The following is a 19,519-nucleotide window of genomic DNA, read 5'->3' as shown; positions in this document are numbered from 1 at the left end:
GAGCGGGAATGAGCGGCTCATTCTCGAAGCGCCCGCGCGCCGCGGAGGTCAGGGTTTGCCCCCGCGGCTTCAGAGCGGAAGAATCTCGCGCGCGCGGTCCGGGCCCGCATCGAGCCAGGCCTCGAACTCGTCCGACAGCCGCTGGGCCTCGCGCGTCGCGCGGCTCCATGCCCTGATGCGCGCCGGCGCGTCGTTCGCGAAGTGGATGAAGTCCTTGCGGTCGGGCAGCTTGCCGTTGGGCAGCGACCGCACCCACTCGGGGTCGGGTGCGAGCACCACCATGCGGTCGAGGAAGCCGGTCGAGCGGTGGCGCCAGCGCAGGCCCTTGTCGAGCCAGCCGGGCACCACCGCGCGCTGAAAATGCGGGTACAGCACGATGCCTTCGCCGCTCGGCTGGTAGTCGAGGTGCAGGTGGTAGTCGGTGATGCCGCCGTCCCAGTAGGCGCCGCGCGGCGCGCCCGGAATGTCGTGCACCGCGGCGAGCAGGAACGGGATCGAGCACGAGGCCTGCAGCACCAGGTTGAAGTTCTCTTCGCTCAGCGCATGCTGGCGCGTGCGGAAGTCGCGCGTGCCGAAAGGCAGCGGCGCGCCCGGCGTGGAGAACACGCAGCGCTCCAGCCACGCACCCAGGCCCTTGCGGTAGACGCTGTTGGTGGCGAAGGCGCCCAGGTAGCCGAAGGGCGTGCGCGCCCTGCCCTCGCGCCCGAGGATGTGGCGCCCGCGCGAGGTCACCACGTGGAGCCGGTAGCGCGGATGCGCGAGCACCTCGCCGATGCGCCCCCCGTAGAAATCGACCAGGCTCTGCGCGAAGCGTTCGCTCAGCTGCTGCGGGCTGAGCCGCTTCTGCCCCGGCGGCACTTCGAACTGCTGGCGCACGTAGTCGTGCTCGAAGCGCTCGAAGGCCTTCTGCGGATCGGCCAGGCAGGCCGTCGAGAGCCGCCATGCGCCGATCGACGCGCCGACCAGGTGCACCGGCTGGCTCGAGCGCGGCAGCCAGCGGCCGAAGATGAAGCGGTCGAGCGCGCCCAGGATCAGGCCCTTGGGGCCGCCCGCCGCGCCGGGGATGGTGCGCACGTCCTGCGGCTGCAGGCCGTGCTGTTCGATGTGCCGGCGGGCCGAAGGGCCGGCGTAGATGCGCAGTGCTTTCATTGACCGCTCGATTGTGCAGGAGAGACCGTCATGAAGCACCGGCCCGCGGCCCGGCGGCACTTACGCCTTCACGAGCGCCGCCGCATTGATGCAGTAGCGCAGGCCGCTGGGCTCCGGTCCGTCGGGGAACACATGCCCGAGGTGGGCGTCGCAGACGTTGCAGGTGGTCTCGACGCGGCGCATGCCGTGGCTGTCGTCCTGGTGGTAGGCCACCACGCCGGGCGCCAGCGGCCGATGGAAGCTCGGCCAGCCGCTGCCGCTCCTGAACTTGCTGTCCGCATCGAACAGCGCGGTGCCGCAGCACACGCAGTGGTAGCGCCCGGGTTCGAACAGCGCACACATGGACGAGCTGTGCGCGCGCTCGGTGCCCTTCTGGCGGGTGATGCGGTACTGCTCCGGCGTCAGGCGTTCACGCCAGGCGGCATCGTCGCGTTCGACGCGGCGCGGGGGCGGCGGATTGCCGTCGCGCGCGAGCTTCAGCACGCCGCCCCAGTCGAGCGTTTCGCCCGCCTCGCGCGAAGGCGATGCGGCCGCGGCTTCGAGCCTCTGCGTCAGCCAGTTGGCATCGACGTGGAAGCCGTTGAAGATCACCACGCCCTGCGGATCGATCAGGATGAACCACGGCGTGCCGCCGTTGCGGAAGCGCTGCATCAGCACCGAGCCGTGGTCGGGACGGCCCTCGCCCGCGTCGTGGCCGAAGACGATCGGCAGCGCATAGCGGCGCTGGTCGGCGCGCATGTTGTCGTAGCTGTTGGCCTCGAAGTCCTCGAAGACCGTCTGCACGGCCGCGAAGCCGACGATGTCGCTGCCTCGGAACCGGTCGATCAGCTTCGACAGCGTGGGAAAGCCGCGGACGTGGCAGCCCGGGCAGGCGTGCTGGAAGCAGAACACGAGCTTGTAGCGGCCCTCGATCTGCTTCCAGTCGAAGCTGGCGAGCGGTGCGCCCGATGCGTCGACCCATTGCCGCACGCCCAGTTCGGGCGCCAGGCGATCCAGGATGCCCGGCTCGCCCTCGAAATCTTCAGTCATGTGGTGCTCCCCTTTTTGCGCCGCTCATTGTGGTTGCGGCTCGGCGGAGGCACCAGGACAAACCGCACGCTTGCGGCCGTCGTGGCGGCGGCGGAAGCTTTCGCCCTATGACTTGCGCAAGTCCTGCAGCTTGGCGAAGGCATTCGCCATCTGCCCCGCCGGCTGCGGCGCGTTGTTGCGGCGCTGTGCATGCTGGCCCTGGCCTGCGCCTTCGAAGCGGTTGTCGCGCGGACCGTCGCGGCGCGCGGGTGCGGCGTCGAGCTTCATCGACAGGCCGATGCGCTTGCGCGCGACGTCGACCTCCATCACCTTGACCTTGACGATGTCGCCGGTCTTCACCACCTCGCGCGCGTCGTTCACGAACTTGTGGCTCAGCTGGCTCACGTGGACCAGGCCGTCCTGGTGCACGCCCAGGTCGACGAAGGCGCCGAACTGCGCCACGTTGCTCACGGTGCCTTCGAGGATCATGCCCTCGACCAGGTCGGCGATGTCGTCCACGCCGTCGTTGAAGCGCGCCACCTTGAAGTCGGGGCGCGGGTCGCGGCCGGGCTTCTCGAGTTCGCCGAGGATGTCCTTCACCGTGATGACGCCGAACTTCTCGTTCGCGAACAGCTCGGGCTTGAGCGTCTTGAGCATGTCGGCGCGGCCCATCAGCTCGGCGATGGGCTTGCCGGTCTTGACGATGATCTGCTCCACGAGCGGATAGGTCTCGGGATGCACGCCGGTGATGTCCAGCGGATCGGCGCCGCCGCGGATGCGCAGGAAGCCCGCGCTCTGTTCGAAGGCCTTGGGGCCGAAGCCCGTCACCTCGAGCAGCTGCTTGCGCGTGGAGAAGGCGCCGTTGGCCTCACGCCAGCGCACCACTGCCTTGGCCACGCTGGCCGACAGGCCCGAGACGCGGCTCAGGAGCGGCACGCTCGCGGTGTTGAGGTCCACGCCCACCGAGTTCACGCAGTCTTCCACCACCGCCTGCAGCGTGCGTGCGAGTTCGCTCTGGTTCACGTCGTGCTGGTACTGGCCCACGCCGATGCTCTTCGGGTCGATCTTCACGAGCTCCGCGAGCGGGTCCTGCAGCCGGCGCGCGATGGAGGCCGCGCCGCGCAGGCTCACGTCCACGTCGGGCATCTCCTGCGAGGCGAACTCGCTGGCCGAATACACCGAGGCGCCGGCCTCGCTGACCACCACCTTTTCGACCTTGATCTCGGGCGCGCCGGCCTGGGCGGCCATCTTCGCGAGCAGCTTGATCAGGTCGGCCGCGAGCTTGTCGGTCTCGCGGCTCGCGGTGCCGTTGCCGATCGCGATCAGGTTCACGCCGTGCTTGGCGCAGAGCTTGCCGAGCGTGTGCAGCGAGCCTTCCCAGTCCTTGCGCGGCTCGTGCGGGAACACGGTCGCGGTCTCGACCAGCTTGCCCGTGGCATCGACCACGGCCACCTTCACGCCGGTGCGGATGCCGGGGTCCAGGCCCATGACCACGCGCGGACCGGCGGGCGCGGCGAGCAGCAGGTCGCGCAGGTTGTCGGCGAAGACCTTGATCGCGACCTTCTCGGCCTCTTCGCGCAGCCGCGTGAAAAGGTCGCGCTCGGTCGAGAGCGCGAGCTTCACGCGCCACGTCCAGGCCACGCACTTGCGGATCAGGTCGTCGGCCGGCCGGCCTGCATGGCTCCAGCCCAGGTGCAGCGCGATGCGGCCCTCGGCGATGCTCGGCTTGCCCGGCTCGGGCTCGACCGGCAGCGCGAGCTTGGCATCGAGGATCTCGAGCGCGCGGCCGCGGAACACCGCGAGCGCGCGGTGCGAGGGCACGCGGCCGATGGGTTCGTCGTAGTCGAAGTAGTCGCGGAACTTGGCCACGTCGGCGTTGTTCTCGTCCTTGCCGGCCATCAGGCTGGACTTGAGCAGGCCCTCGTTCCAGAGCCATTCGCGCAGGCTCTGCACCAGCACGGCGTCCTCGGCCCAGCGCTCGGAGAGGATGTCGCGCACGCCGTCGAGCACCGCGGGCACGGTCGAGAAATCGGGGCCCGGCTTGCCGTCGTCGAGCGTGGTCGCGGGCTGCAGGAAGGCCTTGGCCTCCACCGCGGGATCGAGCGTGGGGTCGGCCAGCAGCTTGTCGGCCAGCGGCTCGATGCCGAACTCGCGCGCGATCTGGCCCTTGGTGCGGCGCTTCTGCTTGAACGGCAGGTACAGGTCTTCGAGCTCCTGCTTGGTGGGCGCGAATTCGATCGCGGCGCGCAGTTCGGGCGTGAGCTTGCCCTGCTCGTCGATGGCCTTGATCACCGCCACGCGGCGGTCTTCGAGTTCGCGCAGGTAGGCCAGGCGCGCTTCGAGTTCGCGCAGCTGGGTGTCGTCGAGCCCGTCGGTGGCTTCCTTGCGGTAGCGGGCGATGAACGGAACCGTGGCGCCGCCGTCGAGCAGCTCGACGGCGGCCTTCACCTGATGCTCGCCCACTTTGATCTCGGCGGCGAGCTGGCGAATGATTTTCTGCATTGCTGAGTGGCGTCCCTGTCGCTGCAACCGGCCCGGCCGGTCGCGTTGGTCGAATGAAGCGCGGGAGTTTGCCATAGGGGCACGAGGCGCCCGGCCGCGTTCTTTTTACCCGGGTATATTGCGAATTCCTATTTGATCCGGGTAAAATGCGGCGATGCCTGCTTCGCCCTTTGCCTTCCTGTTCCTTGCGGCACAAGAAAATTCAGGTCGACTTCATTTTTCCCGGGTAAATTACCGCTCCCCCACGATGACTTCCGAACATATTCAGGCCCCCGCTGCCGCCGCCTCGGCGGCTGGCGCACCCGCCACCCTGACCGCGTTTGCCGGCTTCCGGCGCATCGCGCGCGGTTCGCGCGCCGAGCTGATCGCCGCGCTGCGCGCGCGCACGGACGACGCACCCTGCCTCGTGTTCGACGACCGCACCGGCATGCAGGTGGACCTCGACCTGCGCGATGCGCCACCGCCCGCGGCCGCCGCGTCCGACGAGCCACCGCGTGGCGTCGGGCGGCCGAAGCTGGGCGTGGTCGCGCGCGAGGTCACGCTGCTGCCGCGCCAGTGGGAATGGCTCGCGCGCCAGCCCGGCGGCGCGTCGGTCGCGCTGCGCCGGCTGGTCGACGAGGCGCGGCGCGTCCATGCCGGGCGCGACGCCGCGCGCGCGGCACGCGAAGCCGCCTATGGCGTGATGACCGCGCTCGCCGGCAATCTGCCGGGCTTCGAGGAAGCGGCCCGTGCGCTCTTCGCGGCCGACCGGGCAGGCTTCGAGGAACGGCTGGCTGCCTGGCCCGAGGATCTGCGGGCCCACCTCCACGAACTGGCCGGCGCAAGCTGGCCCACCCCGGAATGAACGACAACACGAACACCGCCCCCCGCCCCAGCGGCCTCCAGGGCACGCCCGTCGCGCCGGTCGGCGCGCCGCGCGCACTGTGGAAGACCTTCCTGTTCTTCCTCGCGCCGATGCTGCTCAGCAACATCCTGCAGTCGCTCTCGGGCACCATCAACAACATCTACATCGGGCAGATGATCGGCGTCGGCGCGCTGGCCGCGGTGTCGAGCTTCTTCCCGGTGCTGTTCTTCTTCATCGCCTTCGTCATCGGCCTGGGCGCCGGCGCTTCGGTGCTGATCGGCCAGGCCTGGGGCGCGCGCGACGCGGCCAAGGCCAGGGCCGTGGCGGGCACCACGCTGACGGTCGGCATCCTGATGGGGCTGGTGATCGCGGTGTTCGGCGGCGCCTTCACCACGCCGATGCTGGCCGCGCTGGGCACGCCGCCCGACGTGCTGGCCGATGCCACGCGCTACGCCCGCATCATGCTGATCGCAATGCCGGGACTCTTCGTGTTCCTGCTCTCCACGGCCATGCTGCGCGGCGTCGGCGACACCATCACGCCGCTGCTCACGCTGATCATCTCCACCGCGACCGGGCTCGTGGTCACGCCCGCGCTGATCCGCGGCTGGGGCGGGCTGCCGCAGCTCGGCGTGGCGAGCGGCGCCTGGGCCAGCGTGCTGGCCTTCGTGCTGGCCACGCTGTGGCTCGGCTGGCGCCTGCACCGCCGCGGCAGCCCGCTCGCACCCGACAGGGCCTTCCTGCGCAGCATGCGCATCGATCCGAAGCTGCTGAAGGCCGTGCTCAAGGTCGGCGTGCCCACGGGCGTGCAGATGATCGTGGTCGCGCTGTCCGAGGTGGTGCTGCTGTCGCTGGTCAACGGCTACGGTTCGAGCGCCACCGCGGCCTACGGCGCGGTCAACCAGGTGGTGGCCTACGTGCAGTTCCCGGCCATCTCGATCGCGATCACCGCCTCGATCCTCGGCGCGCAGGCCATCGGCGCGGGCCGTGCCGACCGCCTCGGCGCCATCGCGAAGACGGCGCTGATGATGAACCTCGCGCTCACCGGCGGGCTGGTGCTGCTCGGCTACCTGTTCTCGCGCCCGCTGATGGGCTTCTTCATCACCAGCGCGCCGGTGATCGAGGTCGCACAGACGCTGCTGCACATCATGCTGTGGAGCCTGGTGATCTTCGGCATGGCCTCGGCCCTCTCGGGGATCATGCGCGCGAGCGGATCGGTGCTGGTGCCCACGGCGATCTCCATCGTCTGCCTGATCGGCGTCGAGGTGCCGGTGGCCTGGTTCATGAGCCACCGCATCGGGCTGAACGGCATCTGGTATGCGTACCCGGTCACCTTCGGCGCGATGCTGCTGCTGCAGACGGCCTACTACCGCCTCGTGTGGCGCAGGAAGGCGATCCGGCGGCTGGTGTAGCGGCGGCGGCTGGGGTCAGGCGCCGTCGAAGGCCTTCTGCACGGCGGCCAGGTCGAGCTTGACCATCTCCATCATCGCCCGCATCGCGCGCGCGGCCTTGGCCGGGTCCTTGTCCTGGAACATCCGGATCATGGCCGTGGGCACCACCTGCCACGACACGCCGAAGCGGTCGGTGAGCCAGCCGCACTGCACCGGCTGGCCGCCGCCTTCGAGCAGCTTCTCCCAGTAGCGGTCGACCTCGGCCTGGTCCTTGCAGTGCACGAGCATCGAGATCGCCGGCGTGAACTTGTACTGCGGCCCGCCGTTCAGCACCATGAACGACTGGCCGTCGAGTTCGAAGGTGGCGGTGAGCAGCGAGCCCTTGAGGCTGGGGTTCTCGTCGCCCCAGAGCTGGGTCTCGGTCACGCGCGAGTTCGGAAAGATCGCGGTGTAGAACCTGAGCGCATCCTCGCCGTTGCGGTCGAACCAGAGGCAGGGAACGATCTTCTGCATGGGCATCTCCTGGGTTTTATGTTGAACCTGTGAGTTCAGTATCGAGGTGCCCCGGGGTGCCTGTCAACCCCCGTCCGGCTTCGCACCGCCGCGGCGATCGATCATCAGCCAGGCGCTGGCGGCACTGAGCGCGGCCAGCCCGGCGCAGATCAGCATTACCCAGCGGAAGCCCGCGACGAAGGACTCGGCCACCGCGCGTTTCAGCACCGCGGCGGCCGCCGCATCGGCGCCCGGCGGGAGCGCGGCGCCCGCGAGCTTGCTGCGCTCGGCCTCGAGGAACGCCGTGACCTCGGCCGAGGCACCCATGTCGTGCAGCCGCTCGGCCAGCACCGCATCGAAGACCCGCGCCATGACCACGCCGAAGACCGCGATCGCCAGCACCGCGGCCGCGCGCGAGACCGCGTTGTTGACGCCCGAGGCCACGCCCGCCTGCTCGGGGCCGACGGCGTTCATCACGGTGGTGGTGAGCGGCGCCACCGTCACCGTCATGCCGAAGCCCAGCACCACCACCGCCGGCAGGAAACCGCTCCAGTAGCTCGCGCCCACGCCCGGCAGCGCGAACAGCGCGAAGCCCGCGGCCGCGATGGCCGGGCCGACGACCAGCGGCAGCCGCGGCCCGAAGCGGTCGACCAGCTGGCCGGCCCAGCCCGAGAGCGCGAACATGATCAGGATGAACGGCAGCAGCGCCGCGCCCGCGACCGTGGCCGAGTAGCCCTGCACCTGGATCAGGTTGAGCGGAAAGAAATACAGCCCGCCGCCGAGCGCCGCATACAGCAGCAGCGTCAGCAGGTTGGCGCCGCTGAAGTTGCGGATGCGCAGCAGTTCCAGCGGCAGCATCGGCGTGCGCGCCCGGCGCTCGACCGCGAGGAAGCCCGCGCTCGCGGCGATGCCGATGGCCAGCGCCGACAGCACTGCGGGCGAGCGCCAGTGCTGCGTGGGCGCCTCGATGAAGGCGTAGACGATGCCGCCCAGGCCCGCGGTCGCGAGCAGCGCGCCGTAGACGTCGAGCCCGCCGCTCGCGGCGGAACCGCGGCTCTCCGGCACGTGGCGCCAGGCGATCCACAGCACCAGCAGCGCCATCGGCACGTTGATGTAGAAGGCCCAGGTCCACGAGAAATGGTCGACCAGGAAGCCGCCGAGCACCGGCCCGACCGCGGCCGTGATGCCGCTGAAGCCCGACCAGGTGCCGATGGCCTTGCCGCGCTCCTTCTCCGGAAACGAGGCGCTGATCAGCGCGAGGCTGCCGGGCACCAGCAAGGCGCCGCCGATGCCCTGCACCGCGCGCGCCGCGATCAGCTGCTGCACGCTGGCCGCGAGACCGCAGGCCACCGAGGCGATCGCGAACAGGCCGACGCCGAGCGCGAACATGCGGCGCCGCCCGAAGTGGTCGCCGAGCGCACCCCCCACCAGCAGCAGCGCGGCCAGCAGCAAGGCATAGGACTCGACCACCCACTGGGCCTGGAAGGCGGTGGCGCCGAGGTCGCGCTGGATGGCGGGCAGCGCGACGTTGACGACGGTGCCGTCGATGAAGGCCATGCTCGAGCCGACGATGGCCGCGGCCAGCACCCAGGGCTTGGAGGCTTCGGGGCAGGCTGCTTCATCCGCCTTCGCGCCATGGAGGATCAGCGCGTTGTCGCAGGGCGGCTTGCCGATCTGGGTCATCGGAGGTCTCCGGTTTTTCTCCTTCCCCCGCTGGGGGAAGGTCGGGATGGGGGCTGCCCGATTGTGAGGCGGACGGTCGGCGTCGCCCAGGCCGCCGTGCCCCCACCCCTGCCCTCCCCCGGCGGGGGAGGGAGAAAGAAGTTCAGAGCGCGCAGGCGGTGGCCGCCGCATTCGCCTGCGCGGCGCTCACGCTGCGCGCGATGGCGGCGGCCGCGGCGGCGGTGACGCGCTGCGCACCCTGCGCGAGCGCATCGATGCCGCGTGCGACCGGCTCGCCGACGTTCAGCTGGCACGACAGGATGCGCGCCTCGTCGGCACGCCGCAGCGTCCAGCTGAAACCCGCCTCCACGCGGCCGCCGTCGACCGCGTCGAACTGCCGCACCTGCACCGCGATGCGCCACACCGGCTGCGCGCCGGGCCGGCCGGCCTTGGTGACGTCGATCGCGCCGAGCCGCTCGGCGATGCCGCTCGAAAGCGCATCGCGCAGCTCGTTCTCGAACGACGCGGCCCAGCGGTGCTGCTCGAGCACGTCGACCTGCACGCCGCCGCTCGCACGGCCCACCACCATCTGCGGCCGCGCCAGCCGCTCGGGCACGGCCACGGGCGCGAGTTCGATGTAGATCGGCGCGGCGCCCGCGGCCGGCGGTGCGGCCTCGGCCACCGGGCTTGCGAGCGTGTAGTAGTTGTCGGGCTGGCTCGCGCAGCCCGCGAGCGCCAGCAGCGCCGCCGCGGCGGCCGGCGCCCAGGCCGGGGGGAACCCCGTCGTTGTCTTCTGATTCATTTCTTCCTGTCGTCCGGTTTGCCGCGCAAGAGCGATTCGGGATGGCGCTCGAGGTAGTCGGTCAGCACGCGCACCGAACCCGCGGCGCGCGTGAGTTCGCGCAGCGTCTGGCGCATGTCCTGCTGCAGCGGCGAATCGTCGGCCAAGGTGCGCTCGGCATTGTTCACGGTCTTGCGCACGTCCTTCATGGCCGCGGCCAGCTCGGGCGTGACGTCGTTGTTGATCCGGCTCACCGCCTGCTCGGCGGTCGCGAGCGTCTTGTTGAGCGTGTTGAGCGTGGTGCGCAGGTCGGCCGCGATCTGCTCGTAGGGCACCTTGTTGAGCTTGCTCGCGATCTCCTGCACCTGCGACTGGATCTCGTCGAGGCTGTTGGGCATGGTGGGCAGCTCGACCGGGTTCTTGGTCACGTCGATCTTCGCGGGCGGCGCCTTGGGGAAGAAATCGAGCGCCACGTACACCTGCCCGGTCAGCAGGTTGCCGTTGCGCAGCTGGGCCCGCAGCCCCTTCTCCGCGAGGAAGCGCAGGCGCTCCTGCTGCGTGGCGTGCGACTCGGTGCCGCGCTCGCCGGCGCGGCGGCGCAGCCGGTCCGGGTAGACCTGCACCAGCACCGGCATGCGGAACTCGCGCTCGGCGCGGTCGAACTCGACGCCGATCGACTTCACCTCGCCGATCACCACGCCGCGGAAGTCCACCGGCGCGCCCGGCGTCAATCCGCGCAGCGACTGGTTGAAGTACATCAGCAGGGTCTGCGGCGGACCGTCCGGTTCCTTCATGGCCGTGGTCTCGTCACCCGCGAGCACGAAGGCCGCGTTCTCCGCTGCGCGCGGGCCCATCGCGTCGTCCGGGGCGCCGAAGGCGATGCCGCCGAGCAGGATGGTGGCGAGCGACTGCGTGCGCAGCGTGAAGCCGCTCGCGCTGAGCTGCGCGTCGATGCCGCTCGCCTGCCAGAAGCGCGTGTTGACGCCGACGAACTTGTCGTAGGGCGCGTTGATGAAGACGCGCAGCGTCACGCCGCGGCCGTCGCCGTCGAGCTCGTAGGCCGCCAGCTGGCCCACCTTGATGCGGCGGAAATAGATCGGCGAGCCGACGTCGAGCGAGCCGACGTCGGTGGCGCGCAGCAGGAACTGCCGGCCGTTCGCGTCGCGGGTCACGATGGGCGGGTCTTCCAGGCCCTTGAACTCACTCGCGGTCTCCTTCGACACGCCCGCGTCGGCGCCGATGTAGGCGCCCGACAGCAGCGTGCCCAGTCCCGAGATGCCCGAGGTGTCGAGCCGCGGCCGCACCACCCAGAAGCGCGAGTCCTCGGCGGTGAAGCTCTCGGCATCCTTGTTGAGCTGCACCGTCACGCGCACGTGCGAGCGGTCGCGCGCGAGCCGCAGGCTCTGCACGGTGCCGATCTGCACGTCCTTGTACTTGACGGCGGTCTTGTTGGCTTCGAGGCCTTCGGCCGTGTTGAAGGTGAGCACGATCTCGGGACCGCGCTCCATCAGGATGCGCACCACCAGCATCACGCCGACCAGGGCCGCCACGATCGGGATCAGCCAGATTAGCGAGGGCAGCCACTCGCGCCGCCGCACCACGCGCGGCGCGGGCAGCTCCGGCGGCGCCGGCTTGTCGTTGGGGTTGGCTTCGTCGTCACTCATGCTGGTTTGGCTTCCCTGTCGTCACTCGATGGTTGTTCCCGTCGCTCGCGCTCCGCCTGCTGTTGCGCCCTGCCGTCCCAGGTGAGCCTCGGGTCGAAGCTCAGCGAGGCCAGCATGGTGAGCACCACGACCGAGCCGAAGGCCGCGATGCCCACGCCCGCGTGGATCACCGCGAAGCCCTGGATCTGCACCAGCCCGGTGAGCAGCGAGACCACGAACACGTCGAGCATCGACCAGCGGCCGATGATCTCGACGATGTGATAGAGCTTCGCCCGCTCGGGCCGGCGCCAGTCGCTGCCGCGCTGGGCCAGCAGCGCGAGCAGGATCAGCACCGTGAGCTTGAACAGCGGCACCAGGAAGCTCGCGATGAAGATGATCGCCGCCAGCCCGTAGGCGCCCGAGACCCAGAAGTAGATCACGCCGCTCAGGATGGTGTCGTACTGCGCGCCGAACAGCGTGCGCGTGATCATCACCGGCAGCAGGTTGGCCGGGATGTACATGATGCAGGCCGCGATCAGGAAGGCCCAGGTGCGGCTCAGGCTGTAGGGCTTGCGCGCGTAGAGGCGGGTGCCGCAGCGGCCGCAGGGCTCGCCGTCGGCCGCGTCGCGCCAGACGGCGTCGCAGTGCGGGCAGGCCAGCAGGCCGAGCGCGGCGGCGGTGGGCAGCGGCGCGTCGCCATTCTCGGCCTCGTGGCCGTGCGCATGCCAGGGGCCGATCACGCGCCCTCCTCCTTCGGCTCGCCGGGCGGGCGGAAGGTCATTTCCCAGAAGGCGTTCGGGTTGAACGAGAGCACCGCGGTGAGCATCACCGTGAGCGCCATGAAGGCCCAGAGCGCGGGGCCGGCCACCACCGTCGCCATGCTCGAGAGCTTGACGATCGCCACCAGCACGCCGAGCAGGAACACCTCGATCATTCCCCACGGGCGCAGCATCTGCATCGACCGCACCAGGATCGCGAAGCCCGGCGCCCGGCGCTCCTGCCGCAGCGGCACCAGCAGGTAGGCCAGGATGCATAGCTGCAGCAGCGGGAACAGCAGCGTAGTCGCCAGCACCAGCAGCGCCACCACCGACATGCCCTCGCGGCTCAGCACCACCACCGCGCCCGCCAGCGTGGTCTGGCTGCGCAGGCCCTGGAGCTCGATCTCGACGATCGGGAACAGGTTGGCGATGGCGAACATGATCAGGCAGGCGAGCGTCAGCGGCAGGATGCTGCGCTGCAGGTCGCCCGGGTGGCGGTAGAGCTCGGTACCGCAGCGGGCGCAGCACGAGACCTCGCGCCGCGCGAGCGGTGCGCGGCTGAAGACCGCGTCGCAGCCCGGACAAACCACGGTTTCAGGTACTTCCGTCATGGGGCCGTACCCTAACCGATTCAGCCGTGGTGCCCCGTCGTCCGGAGCCGCAGACTGCTGAAAACTGCCGCCACCCCGGCGAAACAGGCCGCCAGCACCAGCGCCACCACCGGCCCATGCCCGCCGTGCGGGCTCCAGACGCTGAACACCCCCGCCAGCACCACCGCGCCCAGGGTCTGGCCCGTGAGGCGCGCGGTGCCGAGCATGCCGCTGGCCGCGCCGCTGCGGTGCGCGGGCGGCGAAGTCACGATCGTGTGGTTGTTGGGCGACTGAAAGAGCCCGAAGCCCAGGCCGCACAGCGCCATGCGCCAGGCGATGTCGGCATTGCCCGGATGCGCCGGCAGCGCGGCCAGCAGCGCCAGGCCGGTCGCGAGCAGCGCCAGCCCGATGCCGCCGAGCAGCCCGTCGGGGTAGCGGCCGATCAGCCGGCCGGCGACCGGCGCCATCGCGACGATCGCGAGCGGCCAGGCGGTGATCAGCAGCCCGGCCTCGATGTGGCTGCGGCCGTACACCTCCAGCAGCAGGAAGGGCAGCGCGATGTAGGCCAGCATCTGCGCGCAGAAGGCGGCCACCGAAGTGCCCATCGACAGCGCGAACACCGGGATGCGCAGCAGGTCGATCGGGAACACCGGCACCGCGAGCCGGCGCTGCCGCCGCAGGTAGACGAAGCCCACGGCCACGCCGGCCAGCAGGATCGCCCAGGCCGACCACGGCGCGCCGGCACCCGCCGCCGCCGGGTCGCGCACGCCGAGCCGGTCGACGCCGAGGAACACCAGCGCGAACATCAGCACGTTGAGCGCCACGTCCACCGGCGAGAAGCGCAGCCCCGCCGCGGGCGGCACGCGGTTGAACGGCAGCGCCTTCATGCCGAGCGCGAAGACCAGCAGCCCGAGCGGCACGTTGATCGCGAACAGCCACGGCCACGAGGCCACCGACAGGATCGCCGCCGCCACGGACGGCCCGGCCACCGAGGAGGTGGCCACCACCATCGAGTTGATCGCCATGCCGCGCCCCAGCAGCGCCGCCGGAAAGGTCAGGCGCACCAGCGCGGCGTTCACGCTCATGATGCCGGCCGCGCCCAGGCCCTGGAAGGTGCGCGCCGCGATCAGCGTGCCGAGCGAGTTGGCGAAGGTCGCGCCGATCGAGGCCACGGTGAACACCGCCATGCCCACGAGGTACACGCGCCGGTAGCCGACCAGGTCGCCGAGCGAAGCCAGCGGCAAGAGCATCACCAGCGTGGCGATCTGGTAGGCGTTGACCACCCAGATCGCATGCGAGGCGCTGGCCTGCAGCTCGCGCGCGATGCCCGGCAGCGCGAGGTTGACGATGGTGCCGTCGAGCACCGCCACCATGATGCCGAGGATGATCACCAGCATCGCGCGCTGCCGCGCGGGCTGCGGCAGGCCGTCCATCGGCTGCCCTGCCCCGCCGCCTGCGCCGGCCGGGCTTGCGCCGCCGGGTCCGAAGTCCGTGGTGGCTCTCACGCCCGCTGCGCCCCGCGGCCGGGCTGGGAGCGCACGCGGCCCAGCGTGAGCCAGGTGAGCGCCAGCGAGACGAAGGCGCCCGCGGCCATGCCGGTCACCATCGGCAGCGGGCGGCCGTCGGAGAAGAAGCCCACCACCGCCATCGCCAGCGCGCCGGTCAGCATCTGCAGCGTGCCGAGCAGCGCCGAGGCGGTGCCCGCGATCGCGCCGTGCATCTCGAGCGCGAGCACGCCGGTGGTCGGGATCACGAGGCCCATGAAGCCCGAGGCGATGAAGTACAGCACGACGAGCACCCAGAGCGCGTCGCCGCCGCCCGCGAAGTACGCGAACATCGCCAGCATCGTGAGGCTGGAGGCCACCACGCCGAACTTCACCAGGCCCACCAGGCCGTAGCGCTCGCCCAGCGGCCCGGTGAACTGCGAAGCGCCGATGAAGGCCGCCGCGTTCACGCCGAAGGCCACGCTGTACATCGCGGGCGACAGGCCGTAGTGGTCGATCATCACGAACGACGAATTGGCCAGGTAGGTGAAGAAGCCCGCCATCGCGAAGCCGCCGATGAACACCAGCCCGAGGTAGTGCCAGTCGCGCAGCAGCAGCGCGTACGCGGACAGCGCACTGCCGAGGCTGCTCTCGACGCGCTCCGCCGGCGGGCGCGTTTCCTCGAGCTGCATGGCCATCATCGCGAGGCCCGCGGCGGCGGCGATCGTCACCGCCCAGAACACGCCGCGCCAGCCCGCAACCGCGATCACCGCGCTGCCCGCGAGCGGCGCGAGGATCGGCGACACGCTGAACACCAGGATCAGCAGCGACATCAGCCGCGCCGCGTCGGTGCCGGTGTGCAGGTCGCGCACGACGGCGCGCGGGATCGCCATGCCGGCCGCCGCGCCCAGGCCCTGCACGAAGCGCAGCGCGATCAGCGTGTGGATGTCGGTGGCGAGCGCGCAGCCCACGCTCGCGGCCGCGAACAGCGCCAGCCCGGCATAGAGCGGCGGCTTGCGCCCGACCATGTCGGATACCGGACCGAACAGCAGCTGGCCCGCGCCCAGCGAGAGGAAGAAGGCCGTGAGGCTCATCTGCACCGCGCCGATGTCGGCGTTGAGCGTCTGGCCGATGGCCGGCAGCGCCGGCAGGTACATGTCGATGGCGAACGGGCCGATGGCGGAAAGCAGGCCCAGCAGCAGGGCCATCCTGAAGAACGGGGAAGAAGAACGCATCGCGTCGATTGTCGCCAAGGGCGCCTTTCGGTGCAGGCGTGGGGTCGACGGCGCGCATCGGCTTACGAACTTCGTATTCATGCCTGCGACAAAGCGCGGTCGAGGACGCGAATTCGCGTGCACGGCGCCGCGGTCGGCCGCTACGCTACGGCCTCCGGAGAGTTCCATACAACGACCACAACAGGCTTCGAGGAGTAGCAAGACCATGGCCCCTGCACGCACGATCCACGGCGATCTCTTTCGCGTGTTCCTTCTGACACTGGTGTCGCTGTTCGCCATTCCGGCGGCGACGCTGGCCTTCACCACCTATGCGCAGCGCACCCAGGACGCCGATTTCCTGCGGACGATCGAGGCGCGCATCGCCGCCGACGCGCGGCTCTCGGCCAACGACAAGGCCGAGGCCGCGGCCTTCTACCGCAGCCATCCGCTGTCGCAGGCCTGCACGGCCACCGCGCCGGAGGACAAGGACTTCCACGACCAGGTGTGCGAGCCCTACGGCATGCATTGGCAGTTCCACTGGGCGGAGCGCGCGGCCGTCGGCACCCTGCTTCTGGGCGCGGCGCTGCTCGCGGCGGCGCTGGTGCTGGGCGCGCTCGCCTTCGTGAACCGCGGGCTGCGCTACGCGAGCTTCGTCGCGGGCTGGCGCCTGATGACGGTGTCGAGCGCGGCCGAGGTAGTGCTGCAGAGCGCGATGCTGGTGTGGCTCTCGTTCTGGCTCACCGCGTATTTCTGGCACAGCTACTACGTCAAGCTGATCGCGCTCGCGGGCATCATGGCCGCGGCGGCGGTGTTCTACGCGGTCTACACGCTCTTCAAGAAGCTGCCCTCGGGCTGGGAGATCGAAGGCGAACTCGTGGCCGAGGCCGACGCGCCGCGCCTCTGGGCGCGCGTGCGCCAGCTCGCGGCCCGCGTGAAGACCGCGCCGCCGGACCAGATCATGGCCGGCATCGACACCAACTTCTTCGTCACCGAAGCGCCCTGCGAGGTGGCCGGCCGCGCGCTGCAGGGCCGCACCCTGTTCGTGAGCATTCCGCTGCTGCGCGTGCTCGACCAGTCGGAGGCCGACGCGGTGCTCGCGCACGAACTCGCGCACCTGGGCGGCGGGGACACCCGCAGCAGCGCCCTGCTCGGTCCGAAGCTGCAGCAGTTCGATGCCTACACCTGGCAGATGCGCAGCGGCGGCCTGACCATCGTGGCGCACTACCTGCTGCGGCTCTACCGGATGATCTTCGCCTTCGCGCTGGCACGCGACAGCCGCGAGCGCGAGTACCTGGCCGACCGCGTGGCCGCGGGCCTCACGGCGCCCGGCGCCATCGTGCAGTCGCTGATCAAGATCTCGGCCTATGCGCGCTACCGCAACGACGTGGAGCGCAGCCTCTTCGCCCACGACCGCCAGCATGCCGGCGCGCTCGGCATCGCCGGCTTCGTGGCCGAGGGCCTGTCGCCCTACGCCCTGTCGGAAGCCTTCCTCGAAAGCATGAAGACCGCCGACGTGCCGCATCCCTACGACAGCCATCCGCCGCTGGCCGAGCGCATGCGCAACGTCGGCCACCACGTGCCGGAGAGCGCCTACGGCAGCATCGTCGCGGCCGCGCCGCGGGCCTCGTGGGCCGACGAGATCGAAACCGCGCCGGACATCGAGCAGCGGCTCTGGAGCGCCTACGAGCAGCGCTTCGTGCAGAACCACGAGCTGAGCCTCGCCTACCGCTACGAGCCCGCCACCGAGGAGGAGCGCGAGGTGGTGCTGCGCCATTTCCCGCCGCTCGCCTTCGCGCTGAAGGACGGCGAGCGCATCGAGGTCAGCCACGAAGGCCTGCGCACCAGCGCCGAGGGCGGCTCCGCCGTTGCATGGGACGAGGTCAAGAACCTCAGCTACCAGGACAACACCTTCGGCGACTTCCTGACCGTCACACACCACGACAAGGGCATGCTCGGCGCGCGCACCACCAAGCTCAAGCTCAAGGGCATCGGCAAGCAGAAGGAAGACTTCAAGGCCGTGCTCGGGCGCTACTGGCAGCGGCACCAGATCATGCGCGCGCAGCAGCAGGCCGAACAGGCCGCGCCCGCCTGAGGGCGCCGCCGCGCAGCCGCCGCCGTTTCAGTACAGCGTGGCGCGCTGCCGCGCCGGCAGCGCGCGGTCGTAGCCTTCGCCGTCGAAGGCCGCGTCGGTCAGCGCCGACAGGATGGCGCCCGGCGTCGGTACCGGCCGTGGCCCCTGGGGCACGGGCGCCCACAGCTGCGAGCGCTGGATCGCACGCGCGCACTGGAAGAACACCGTCTCGACCGCGATCTCGATCACGCACTGGGGCGGCTTGCCCTCGACCGCGAAGCGCGCGAGCAGTTCGGGCGTGGCCCTGATGCGCGCGCGGCCGTTCACGCGCAGCGTCTCGCCCACGCCCGGAATGAGGAACAGCAGCGCCACGCGCGGATCGGCCACGATGTTGCGCAGGCTGTCGATGCGGTTGTTGCCGCGGCGCTCGGGCAGCAGCAGGGTCTTCTCGTCCTGCACCGCCACGAAGCCCGGCGGATCGCCGCGCGGCGAGGCATCGAGCCCGCCGGGCCCGAGGGTGGCGAGCACCGCGAAAGGCGACGCAGCGATCAGCGCTTGGTAAGTCGGATGCAGGTACGGCACCTCCTTCTTCAACGAGGCTTCGCCCGGCTGGCCGAACAGCGCTTCGAGCTGCGCGAGGGTCTGGATGGCATGCGGATCGTCGGTCATGGCGGAATGGCGGAAGAAAGGTGATCGAAACAACGCGGAATCGGACAGGAACACGCGCGCATCAGTCGGCGGCACGGACCGCGCGCGAAGCGCTCCGGCCGCAGCCCAGGGCGGCCGCCGCGAGCAGCAGCGCGGCCGCACCGTAGATCCATGCGGCCGGCGCCACCGGCAGCAGCAGGCCCGCGAGCATCGGCCCGGCGCCGGCGCCGATGTCGCGCCAGGTCGAGCGCGCCGCCAGCGCCTGCAGGCGTTGCGGCCCCGGTGTGCGGTGCGCGACGATCGGCGCCACCAGCGGCAGCTGCAGTGCGCGCAGCACCACGATCATTGCCGCGCAGCTCCAGAGCCAGCCGAGGCCGAAGCCCACGAGCGCGATCGCCGTCGCGAGCGACAGGCCGACCAGCAGCCGCTCGGCGCCGAAGCGCTCGGCCATGCGGCCGCCGGCCGGGCTCAACGCGATCTCCGACAGGTAGCGCATGGCCATGAGCAGCCCGGCCACCACCACCGCCGAACCCGGCAGCAGGTCTTTGCCGAGGTACGACAGGCCGACGATGAACAGCCCGTCGAGCGCGAGGCCCTCCATGAACGACCAGCCGTCGAGGCTGTTGGGCCGCTGGAAGCGCCGCACCGGCGCCGCGACCGAATGCGGCGTGGCCGGCAGCCGCCGCGCCGCGACCAGGCCGAGCAGCGCCGACACCGTGAGCAGCCAGAAGATCGCGCGCGGTCCGCTCCACTGCGCGAGCAGCGCGCCGAGCGGCAGCGCCAGCACCGGCCCCATCGCGATGAAGGCGCGCGAGCGTCCGCTGCGGCGCGCGACGCCGATCGGGTCGGCGGTCGCCAGCGCCTGCGTCGAGAGATTGAAGGCCGCGAAGCACAGCCCCCAGAGCAGCCGCAGCGGCAGCAGCGCCCAGAAGCCCGAGAGCACCGCATAGCCCAGCCCGCAGCCCACCGCGCCCGCGACCGCCAGCGTGCAGGTGCGGCGGTCGCCGTGGCGCGCATAGAAGTCGGCCACCCAGCCGTAGCCCGCGATGCGCACCAGCCGGTTGGCCGCCAGCAGCACGCCGGCCTCGGCCAGCGTCACGCCGAACTGCGGCGCGTACATCGGCAGCAGCAGGTAGAGCAGCACGTCGGTCGGCAATGCGAGGCCGAGCGCGAGCGCGGCGTGGCGGGAATGGCGGTCGGTCGGATCGGGCGGCATCGGCACGCATCGTGCGCCCTGCGCGCGGCGCCGACAAACGACATTCGCGCGCGGCACGCGTGAGAAAAT

Annotated in this window: 16 protein-coding genes; 3 read left to right on the top strand and 13 right to left on the bottom strand. The window is 70.8% G+C overall.

Annotation, left to right across the window (positions count from 1 at the left end):
• Positions 1 to 69: 69 nt before the first annotated feature.
• The 3 genes from M2165_RS21160 to M2165_RS21150 form a co-directional block, all read right to left on the bottom strand.
• A complete protein-coding gene (locus M2165_RS21160) occupies positions 70 to 1,149 on the bottom strand; it encodes a patatin-like phospholipase family protein (RefSeq protein WP_280816547.1) in 1,080 nt (359 codons plus the stop codon).
• 60 nt (positions 1,150 to 1,209) lie between these two features.
• Positions 1,210 to 1,629 carry a peptide-methionine (R)-S-oxide reductase MsrB gene (gene msrB, locus M2165_RS21155; RefSeq protein ID WP_280817593.1) on the bottom strand — a complete coding sequence of 140 codons (420 nt, stop codon included), beginning with the start codon at positions 1,627 to 1,629 and terminating at the stop codon, positions 1,210 to 1,212.
• Positions 1,630 to 2,283: 654 nt separating this feature from the next.
• A complete protein-coding gene (locus M2165_RS21150; protein ID WP_280816546.1) occupies positions 2,284 to 4,659 on the bottom strand; it encodes a Tex family protein in 2,376 nt (791 codons plus the stop codon).
• Positions 4,660 to 4,906: 247 nt separating this feature from the next.
• Here M2165_RS21150 and M2165_RS21145 point away from each other — a divergent pair, with 247 nt between their 5' ends.
• Together M2165_RS21145 and M2165_RS21140 are read left to right on the top strand one after the other, a co-directional pair.
• A complete protein-coding gene (locus M2165_RS21145) occupies positions 4,907 to 5,503 on the top strand; it encodes a DUF2239 family protein (protein ID WP_280816545.1) in 597 nt (198 codons plus the stop codon).
• A gap of 110 nt (positions 5,504 to 5,613) precedes the next feature.
• Positions 5,614 to 6,912 carry an MATE family efflux transporter gene (locus tag M2165_RS21140; protein ID WP_348541062.1) on the top strand — a complete coding sequence of 433 codons (1,299 nt, stop codon included), beginning with the start codon at positions 5,614 to 5,616 and terminating at the stop codon, positions 6,910 to 6,912.
• A 15-nt stretch (positions 6,913 to 6,927) separates the two neighbouring features.
• On the opposite strand, the gene M2165_RS21135 is transcribed toward M2165_RS21140, so the two are convergent.
• From M2165_RS21135 to M2165_RS21100, 8 genes are all read right to left on the bottom strand, one after another.
• Entirely contained in the window at positions 6,928 to 7,404 is a 477-nt protein-coding gene (locus tag M2165_RS21135; protein ID WP_280816543.1) for a VOC family protein, read from the bottom strand.
• Between the two features lie 63 nt (positions 7,405 to 7,467).
• A complete protein-coding gene (locus tag M2165_RS21130) occupies positions 7,468 to 9,066 on the bottom strand; it encodes an MFS transporter (protein ID WP_280816542.1) in 1,599 nt (532 codons plus the stop codon).
• A 142-nt stretch (positions 9,067 to 9,208) separates the two neighbouring features.
• On the bottom strand, positions 9,209 to 9,847 hold the full coding sequence (locus tag M2165_RS21125) for a PqiC family protein (RefSeq protein WP_280816541.1): 639 nt from the start codon (positions 9,845 to 9,847) through the stop codon (positions 9,209 to 9,211).
• Positions 9,844 to 11,490 carry an MlaD family protein gene (locus tag M2165_RS21120; RefSeq protein ID WP_280816540.1) on the bottom strand — a complete coding sequence of 549 codons (1,647 nt, stop codon included), beginning with the start codon at positions 11,488 to 11,490 and terminating at the stop codon, positions 9,844 to 9,846. Before M2165_RS21120 ends, M2165_RS21125 begins: the two co-directional genes overlap by 4 nt.
• Positions 11,487 to 12,209, bottom strand: a complete 723-nt coding sequence (locus M2165_RS21115; protein ID WP_280816539.1) for a paraquat-inducible protein A — start codon at positions 12,207 to 12,209, stop codon at positions 11,487 to 11,489. The genes M2165_RS21120 and M2165_RS21115 overlap by 4 nt, the downstream gene beginning before the upstream one ends.
• Entirely contained in the window at positions 12,206 to 12,838 is a 633-nt protein-coding gene (locus M2165_RS21110; protein WP_280816538.1) for a paraquat-inducible protein A, read from the bottom strand. The genes M2165_RS21115 and M2165_RS21110 overlap by 4 nt, the downstream gene beginning before the upstream one ends.
• A 20-nt stretch (positions 12,839 to 12,858) precedes the next feature.
• A complete protein-coding gene (locus tag M2165_RS21105; protein ID WP_280817592.1) occupies positions 12,859 to 14,250 on the bottom strand; it encodes an MFS transporter in 1,392 nt (463 codons plus the stop codon).
• A 68-nt stretch (positions 14,251 to 14,318) separates the two neighbouring features.
• Positions 14,319 to 15,536 (bottom strand): multidrug effflux MFS transporter, encoded by a 1,218-nt coding sequence (locus M2165_RS21100; protein WP_280816537.1) that lies wholly within the window; start codon positions 15,534 to 15,536, stop codon positions 14,319 to 14,321.
• A 205-nt stretch (positions 15,537 to 15,741) separates the two neighbouring features.
• On the opposite strand from M2165_RS21100, the gene M2165_RS21095 reads away from it, so the two are divergent.
• Entirely contained in the window at positions 15,742 to 17,607 is a 1,866-nt protein-coding gene (locus M2165_RS21095; RefSeq protein WP_280816536.1) for a M48 family metallopeptidase, read from the top strand.
• 27 nt (positions 17,608 to 17,634) lie between these two features.
• Here the strand turns inward: M2165_RS21095 and M2165_RS21090 are convergent, their stop codons facing one another.
• Positions 17,635 to 18,255 carry a pyridoxamine 5'-phosphate oxidase family protein gene (locus M2165_RS21090; RefSeq protein ID WP_280816535.1) on the bottom strand — a complete coding sequence of 207 codons (621 nt, stop codon included), beginning with the start codon at positions 18,253 to 18,255 and terminating at the stop codon, positions 17,635 to 17,637.
• A gap of 61 nt (positions 18,256 to 18,316) precedes the next feature.
• A complete protein-coding gene (locus tag M2165_RS21085) occupies positions 18,317 to 19,450 on the bottom strand; it encodes an MFS transporter (RefSeq protein WP_280816534.1) in 1,134 nt (377 codons plus the stop codon).
• Positions 19,451 to 19,519 lie beyond the last annotated feature (69 nt).

The organism is Variovorax sp. TBS-050B, assembly GCF_029893635.1.
GTDB lineage: Bacteria > Pseudomonadota > Gammaproteobacteria > Burkholderiales > Burkholderiaceae_C > Variovorax.
The sequence above is the reverse complement of the archived record's forward strand: the minus strand, read 5'-3'. Positions and strand labels throughout refer to the sequence as shown.